Source organism: Holdemanella sp. DFI.5.55 (assembly GCF_020593575.1).
Classification (GTDB): domain Bacteria; phylum Bacillota_I; class Bacilli_A; order Erysipelotrichales; family Erysipelotrichaceae; genus Holdemanella; species Holdemanella hominis.
The window spans coordinates 1-7053 of the sequence record NZ_JAJDMK010000092.1; the positions used below are offsets into that span (position 1 = coordinate 1).

Genomic DNA, 7053 nt, shown 5'->3' on the forward strand with positions numbered 1-7053 from the left:
AACTAAACAAACAGTTGATTCTCTTTCAATAGAAATGATTCTTGATCTGTTCATCTACATTATACAATTCTATATTAACCAGAATACTTTTCTTCCTGGTTCATAATACGAAAAGAACTAGAATACACTAGTTCATACTTGCACGCTCTCTACACTTACCACAAACAGAATAGTTTGGACAAGCATCTGTACACGCATTGTCTACGACTGTTCTTAACTGTGCTGGCATCATTGTTGTGATTTCATCATCATCATATCCAACCACAAGGCTCTTTTCCGATAAAAGAATCGGTCTTTTTAGAATCGATGGATTTTCCTGAATCAAAGTAACCAATTCCTTCATCGAATAATCATCGATATCTTTTTGAAGTGCCTGGAATGCCTTCGAACGAACCGAAATGATATCTTCCGTTCCATTTTCACATCGCGACAATAAATATTTAATTTCACTTTCCTTCAATAATGAAGTAAATATATTCTTTTCAACAAATTCAATTTGGTTGTCTTTTAACCACTGTTTTGCCTTACGACAACTCGCACAACCTGGAGAAGTATATAAAATTACCATAATAATAGCCTCCTACAACTAATTATATCATAATACTAGGTTTGAATTAAATATTTGTATCTTAATTTTAAATATGCTATATTATTCCCTAGTGAGGTCAAGAAATGGAAAAAGCTATTTTATCAAGAATCAATTTACAACGACAAGATACTCATATTGCACAAGAATATTTTGATACAATATCAGACTTAATTGATACACAAGAAGTACAAGCCCTAAAAAAATGCAGCCAACACATGGCTACATCTCGCTTTCAACATTCTTTAAACGTTTCTTACTATTCCTTTATAATTTGCAGAAAATTCGGTCTTGACACCTATAGTGCAGCACGTGCCGGTCTATTACATGATCTATATTACTATGATTGGAAAACAGATGATAAGCGTCCTCTTGAAGGACATCATGCGATGATTCACCCAATCATTGCCCTTGAGAACGCTAAAAACATCACATCAACAAATCCAACCATTGACGATGCCATTCTACATCACATGTGGCCATTAAAAACAAGCCACCCAAGCACAAGCGTTGGATGGATCATTCAAGCTGTAGATAAATTCTGTGCCATCACAGAAATGGGACATCAATCTCTATTTCGAGTAAGTCATTCCAACAATCTATTAAGCTATTGCATACTTTTTACATTCCTATTCACAATATAGGCAGCTAGAATTTCCTAGCTGCCTTTAGTTTTTCCTTAAATTGTTCTAGCCATAAAGAACCATCTTTATCCAATCCATACTCACCCATTTGAATACTTGGTTTTTTCTCCCCATGGAAATCACTTCCACAAGTAATCAATAAATGATGTTCCTTCGCTAGTTTTTCATAATATACATTCTGTTCAGGCGTATGATAATTACTATAAGCTTCAATACCATCCACTCCAGCATCCAATAACACCTTGAACATCTCATCATTTTTATAAAACGTATTAAACGGATGTGCTACAATCGCAAGTCCACCAGCCTCATGAATCTTTTGAACCGATTCGACAAAATCAGGCATTGGCACATATACGAATAAATCGGATCCATATTGACATTTATCCCAAAAGAAATTAACGGGTGCCGGATCACTTCTTTTTCCGCCTGGAATATAATCCTTAAAATCTGGAATATCTTGATAACGAGGATCATTGAACATATGCGTACACATCACAAACCAAGGATTCTTATCATTCGCCTCTTTCAAAACAGCCTCTTCATCAATTTCAACACCATACTTCGCTCTTAATTTATCGCAACGAGTTGAAAATGCATTTCTAGACTTCACTTGTGTTCTTTCCAATAAATTTTGAAAATAGGTATCCTCTAAATCGATACCATATCCAAGTAAATGTACATCTGTATAACCAATACTTGTTGAACACTCAATGGCAGGAATCACTTCAATATCCGCTTCTTTACCAAGTTTGATCATTTCCTTAACACCACTGATACAATCATGATCACTTAATGCAATGGTTTTTAATCCTCTTTCTTTTGCGATTCCAATCAATTCTTCAGGCGTAAACTGCCCATCCCCCGAATAACAGGAATGCATATGCAAATCAAATTCATTCATTTTTATAACCCTCTTTAAATCACATAGAAAAATATAATCACAAAGATACCTAAAATAATGCGGTACCACCCAAAAATTGTAAAATCATGGCTCTTCACATAGTTTAATAAAGCTTTTATCGCAAATAAACTCACCACAAAAGCCACGAAAGTTCCTAGTAGTAATAAGAACAATTGTCCAAAATTAAATAAACCTACCTTTATAAAATATTTAATGACCTTTAAAAGACTCGCTCCAAACATGACAGGGATGGCCAAGAAAAACGAAAATTCACTTGCGACCGTTCTAGAACAGCCACAATATAAGCCACCCAAAATCGTTGCGCCAGACCTTGAAGTACCTGGAATCAAGGCTAGACATTGAAAGCAGCCAATCTTTAAAGCCGAAAGATAATCAACTTGTTCAATCGTTTCAATCTTTTCTTGTCTAGGATTCTTCTCAACCAAGATAAAAATAATCCCATACGCAATCAGTGCTACCGCAATCACAAAGTTTGCCGACAAATATCCCTCAATAATATCATCCAACAATAAGCCAATAATGGCAGCTGGTATGACGCCCACAATCACTTTAGACCAAAGTTGTAAAGTCTGTTTTCTCTTTTTAAACGATTTACGCTGATCAAAAGGATTCAATTTCTGATAGTACAACACTAAAACCGCTAAAATACTACCAAACTGAATAACCACCTTGAACACTTCAAAGAAAGTAACCGGTTCAAGTGGCCAAATACTCGCAAATAAAATTAAATGTCCTGTCGACGAAATCGGCAGCCATTCCGTTATCCCCTGTATGATTCCTAATAAGATTGTCTTAACAATACTGCTTAGAAATGTCATTCTTCATTCCTTTTAGCTGCATACGCATGAACCATCTGTTTAAAAATTTCGCCCCTAATCTCATAATTTTTAAACTGGTCAAAACTAGAACATGCAGGACACAATAAGACAATATCACCAGGTTTTGCCAGTAACACAGCCTTTTCAAATGCATCCTTCATGGTTTCAACACTCATTTGACTTGTAAAGATATCTTTAAACTTATCTTTTGTCTGACCAAAAGAAATACATTTCTTCACTACACCATCATATTGTTTCAAATCATCAAAAGAAATATGTTTATCTTTGCCACCACAAAGTAGAATCACATTCTTCTCAAATGCAGATAAACCTGCACAAGCCGCATGCGTATTTGTAGCCTTAGAATCATTGTAGAAACGAACATTATCAATAGTATCGACATATTCAATACGATGTTCTACACCACTAAATTCACGAATCACTTCTTGAATATTAAATAAAGAAACACCCATCAAATAGGCCATACAACTTGCCATCATCGCATTCCCACAATTGAATTCACCAACAATTTTTAAATCCGATAAAGTAAACAACTGCGTATCTTTATAATATGCATACTTATCATCTTTATATAAATCGACATCTTTTCTTTTCAAAGAAAAATCAATCACATGACAAGGAATGTTTTGAGCATACTTCACAATATTTTCATCATCCACATTACGAATAAAGTAATCATCCGCATTTGTGTTCTCATAAATACGCATCTTACTTTCATAATACGCTTCTAGACTATCCATATAATCTAAATGATCCGGTGCCAAATTTGTCACAGTTGATACATGAGGTCTAAATGTTTCAATTCCCAACAATTGGAAATTACTTAATTCAAGAGCTACATTATAGTCTTCATCCGTATATTCTAAAGCCAATTCGCACAAAGGCGTACCAATGTTTCCAGCAACCAAACTCTTCTTTTGTCGATTCAACATCTCATATAATAACGTCGTTACGGTTGTCTTACCATCTGTACCTGTTACGGCTGCATAATTAAAGTTCTTGGCATAACGATACGCCACCTCAATTTCTGTATAGATTTTTGCGTTTTGTTCTACAAAATAACGTACGAAAGGAACACGATAAGGAATACCAGGATTCTTTACAATAAACGCATACTTCTTTTCTTTTAATGAATCTGGATGTCCCCCATCAAACACTTCGATACCTAATGATTCTAATTCTGTCTTTTCTTTAATCGCATTCGAATCCGTTAATACAACATGATACCCATTCTTTAATAAAAGCTTACTAACGGCAATCCCACTACGGGCAGCCCCAATGACTAATACAGTTTCCATCTACATTACCCCCAAAACAAGTCCAAGAACCGCTAAGATAACACCAACAAGTCTAAAACGTGTAACAACCTTTTCTTCAGACCATCCACACATTTCAAAGTGGTGATGCAAAGGCGCCATCTTGAAAATTCTCTTATGTGTTTTTTTATAATACGTAACCTGTATAATAACACTGCAAACTTCTGCGACAAAAACAAAACCAATAATAATCAATAAAATTTCTTGTTTTAAGACCATTGCGACAGCGGCAATCAAGCCACCCAAAGCCAATGACCCCGTATCCCCCATAAAGATTTGAGCTGGATGCTTATTAAACTTCAAATATCCAAGTAACGCAAAGATCACTAGACAAATCAAACATGCCACATTATATAATCCTTGCATCAATGCGAATACCACAAATGGAACAAGCGCAATTACCATCTGGCCTGCACACAATCCATCTAAACCATCCGTTAAGTTCACCGCATTCGTTTCAGCTGTAAACATAAAGAATACTAAAATAAAGTAGAACCATGATAAATCGATTGTCACATTAAAAATAGGAATCCAAATATCTGTAGTTGAACTTGTACGATATAAGAAGAAAAACACAACCGCTAAAATAGACTGAAGTAAAAACTTATGAGCTGGTTTTAACCCCTCATTATTCTTTTGTACAACAATAATATAATCATCTATAAATCCAACAACACCATATCCTACAAAGGCAAGTAGAATAATCATTGTATTCATATCCAGTTTGAATGGAGTAAAGAAAGAACCTATAATATAAACAAGTGTCGGTACAATAATGAAGGCTAAGCCACCCATAGTAGGCGTACCATTCTTCTTTTTATGGCTTGCCAACCCCTCCTCTCTTTCTGTTTGTCCAAACTTAATTTTATGTAAATAATCAATCAATCCAGGCATAATTAGCAACATAATCACAAGCGTAACTAAACACATGCCTAAGATTATTAAGTAATTCGAATTCAACATTCCATCTTCTCCTCTTTTTTTAAAACATTATCATTATAACATTCTATTGAGTCTTGAACAAATTTTAATTCAGGGGTTGAAATAAGGGCTTGTTAATGGTATTATAGTTAAGCGATTGCGTAAATGAAAGAAAAAGGAGGACATTAAGATGTCAAGAGTATGTGCAGTATCTGGAAAAGGTCCTTTATCTGGAAATAAACGTTCTCACTCAATGCGTGCTTCTCGCCGTAAATGGAACGTGAATCTTCAAAAAGTTCGTGTTGTAGTTGATGGAAAGCCACAAACTATCCGTGTTTCAGCTAGAACATTAAAAACTTTGAAGAAACAAAACGCTATTTAATTTTAGATAATTAGGATCCTTAAAAAATTATGCATAAGATAAAAAAAGAAGAGATATACTCTTCTTTTTTTCTTTATGTTACAATGAATTTGAGGATACATATATGAACAAACAAGACCATGACGAACTACTAAACCAAGGTTTAACTCAAAAAGAAATAGATTCTCTTACACAGAAAGGTTTTACCAAAGAAGAAATGATACAAGCTAAAGAATATGATAAAGAAATCAAGAAAGGATCGAATTTCATTTCATGGCTTGTAGATATCATCACTTGGCTTATACCTTAAAAGAGCAATTTAATTGCCCTTTTTTTCTTTTATGCTTTTGCTTATTCGAATACATATTTTGATCTGCCAAATCCTTGACACTCACAATATCCCCCGTCAGCAACAAGGCTGAGCCATAAGATACAGAAGGCAAATAATTATATTTTTTACGCTTCTTTTCTATGAAACTTTCAAACTGTGCGCAACACGACTCTTCAATCCGACTGTTTTTTAATAAGACACAGAATTCATCGCCACCAAATCTGTAACAATAGCCATATTTGGCATATGCCTTCTTAATACAATCCGCAATGATACTCAAACACAAATCCCCTTTGGCATGACCAAACACATCATTGACATGTTTTAAATCATCCACGTCAAAGACAATCAACATACCATTTGTATAATTCATTTCTTCAGATCGATTCAAAAAACTATTCTGATTTAATAATCCGGTCAAACCATCTAACTGATTCCACATTTCGCTACAATATATAAAATATAAGACCGAAAGTAAGGTGACACAAAGCCAACTCACATGAAGATCTGGACTAAGATTTGTATAATAGTTTCTGCAATCAAGAAGATCATCAATAGATAAATCAATGCTTTACTGCGGTTTTGAAACTGTTTTGAGACAAAGATCGTAGACAAAGATAAATATAATATCGATATAAAATACGCAAAGATATAAATAAAGAAATAAGGCCCCCTAGAATATATATTTTCTTGACTTACTGAAAATACAACGGGATCGAAAGGGCCAAAATCAAAAGATATACGATTTCCCATAAAATTGCCAATTTGAATTCCCACCTAAGTTTTGTCTTCTTATCCAATACATACACCAAACATATACAAACCGATGGCATAAGACCAAAACCAAGATAGTTCGATACTATATTGATCCAACGAAATTTCTTTGGTAAACCATCCACTTTTAATGTAACGACTTCTAATAATGAAATCAGTGCAATCAATCCAAACGCAAATAAAAATCCACGATTTTGTTTTTTATTTAACGATTCACTTAATTGCGTCAAAACGCACATGAAACAAAGAACGAAAATATCAATTGTCGTTAAAACTTGAACCTCTCATCACCGCAGTGACAAGATTCTTGGGAACAGGCTTCTATCGAAACCTTTCTTACCAAGCTATCCCCGCAG

10 protein-coding genes are annotated in these 7053 nt (G+C 34.4%); 3 read left to right on the top strand and 7 right to left on the bottom strand.

What is annotated here, in order from left to right; genetic code table 11:
- Positions 1–127: 127 nt before the first annotated feature.
- Positions 128–568 carry a Spx/MgsR family RNA polymerase-binding regulatory protein gene (locus LJE08_RS12205; protein ID WP_117923595.1) on the bottom strand — a complete coding sequence of 147 codons (441 nt, stop codon included), beginning with the start codon at positions 566–568 and terminating at the stop codon, positions 128–130.
- 104 nt (positions 569–672) lie between these two features.
- Here LJE08_RS12205 and LJE08_RS12210 point away from each other — a divergent pair, with 104 nt between their 5' ends.
- Positions 673–1230, top strand: a complete 558-nt coding sequence (locus tag LJE08_RS12210) for an HD domain-containing protein (RefSeq protein ID WP_227403364.1) — start codon at positions 673–675, stop codon at positions 1228–1230.
- A gap of 4 nt (positions 1231–1234) precedes the next feature.
- Here LJE08_RS12210 and LJE08_RS12215 read toward each other — a convergent pair whose 3' ends face one another.
- From LJE08_RS12215 to mraY, 4 genes are read right to left on the bottom strand one after another with little or no spacing between them, the layout of a single operon-like run.
- Positions 1235–2134, bottom strand: coding sequence for a PHP domain-containing protein (locus LJE08_RS12215; protein WP_217256761.1), 900 nt, complete (start codon positions 2132–2134; stop codon positions 1235–1237).
- Between the two features lie 14 nt (positions 2135–2148).
- Positions 2149–2973, bottom strand: coding sequence for an undecaprenyl-diphosphate phosphatase (locus tag LJE08_RS12220; protein ID WP_217256760.1), 825 nt, complete (start codon positions 2971–2973; stop codon positions 2149–2151).
- On the bottom strand, positions 2970–4292 hold the full coding sequence (gene murD / locus LJE08_RS12225; RefSeq protein WP_227403365.1) for a UDP-N-acetylmuramoyl-L-alanine--D-glutamate ligase: 1323 nt from the start codon (positions 4290–4292) through the stop codon (positions 2970–2972). The genes LJE08_RS12220 and murD overlap by 4 nt, the downstream gene beginning before the upstream one ends.
- Complete coding sequence (mraY, locus tag LJE08_RS12230) at positions 4293–5273, bottom strand: phospho-N-acetylmuramoyl-pentapeptide-transferase (protein ID WP_117923585.1); 981 nt, start codon at positions 5271–5273, stop codon at positions 4293–4295.
- A gap of 148 nt (positions 5274–5421) precedes the next feature.
- Between mraY and rpmB the strand changes: the two genes are divergently transcribed.
- Entirely contained in the window at positions 5422–5613 is a 192-nt protein-coding gene (gene rpmB / locus LJE08_RS12235) for a 50S ribosomal protein L28 (RefSeq protein WP_003865181.1), read from the top strand.
- A gap of 103 nt (positions 5614–5716) precedes the next feature.
- On the top strand, positions 5717–5902 hold the full coding sequence (locus tag LJE08_RS12240) for a hypothetical protein (protein ID WP_227403366.1): 186 nt from the start codon (positions 5717–5719) through the stop codon (positions 5900–5902).
- Here LJE08_RS12240 and LJE08_RS12245 read toward each other — a convergent pair.
- Together LJE08_RS12245 and LJE08_RS12250 are read right to left on the bottom strand one after the other, a co-directional pair.
- Positions 5892–6365 (bottom strand): GGDEF domain-containing protein, encoded by a 474-nt coding sequence (locus LJE08_RS12245; protein WP_227403367.1) that lies wholly within the window; start codon positions 6363–6365, stop codon positions 5892–5894. The two genes, LJE08_RS12240 and LJE08_RS12245, sit on opposite strands and share 11 nt — an antisense overlap.
- 253 nt (positions 6366–6618) lie before the next feature.
- Positions 6619–6936, bottom strand: a complete 318-nt coding sequence (locus tag LJE08_RS12250) for a hypothetical protein (protein ID WP_227403368.1) — start codon at positions 6934–6936, stop codon at positions 6619–6621.
- Positions 6937–7053: the final 117 nt, after the last annotated feature.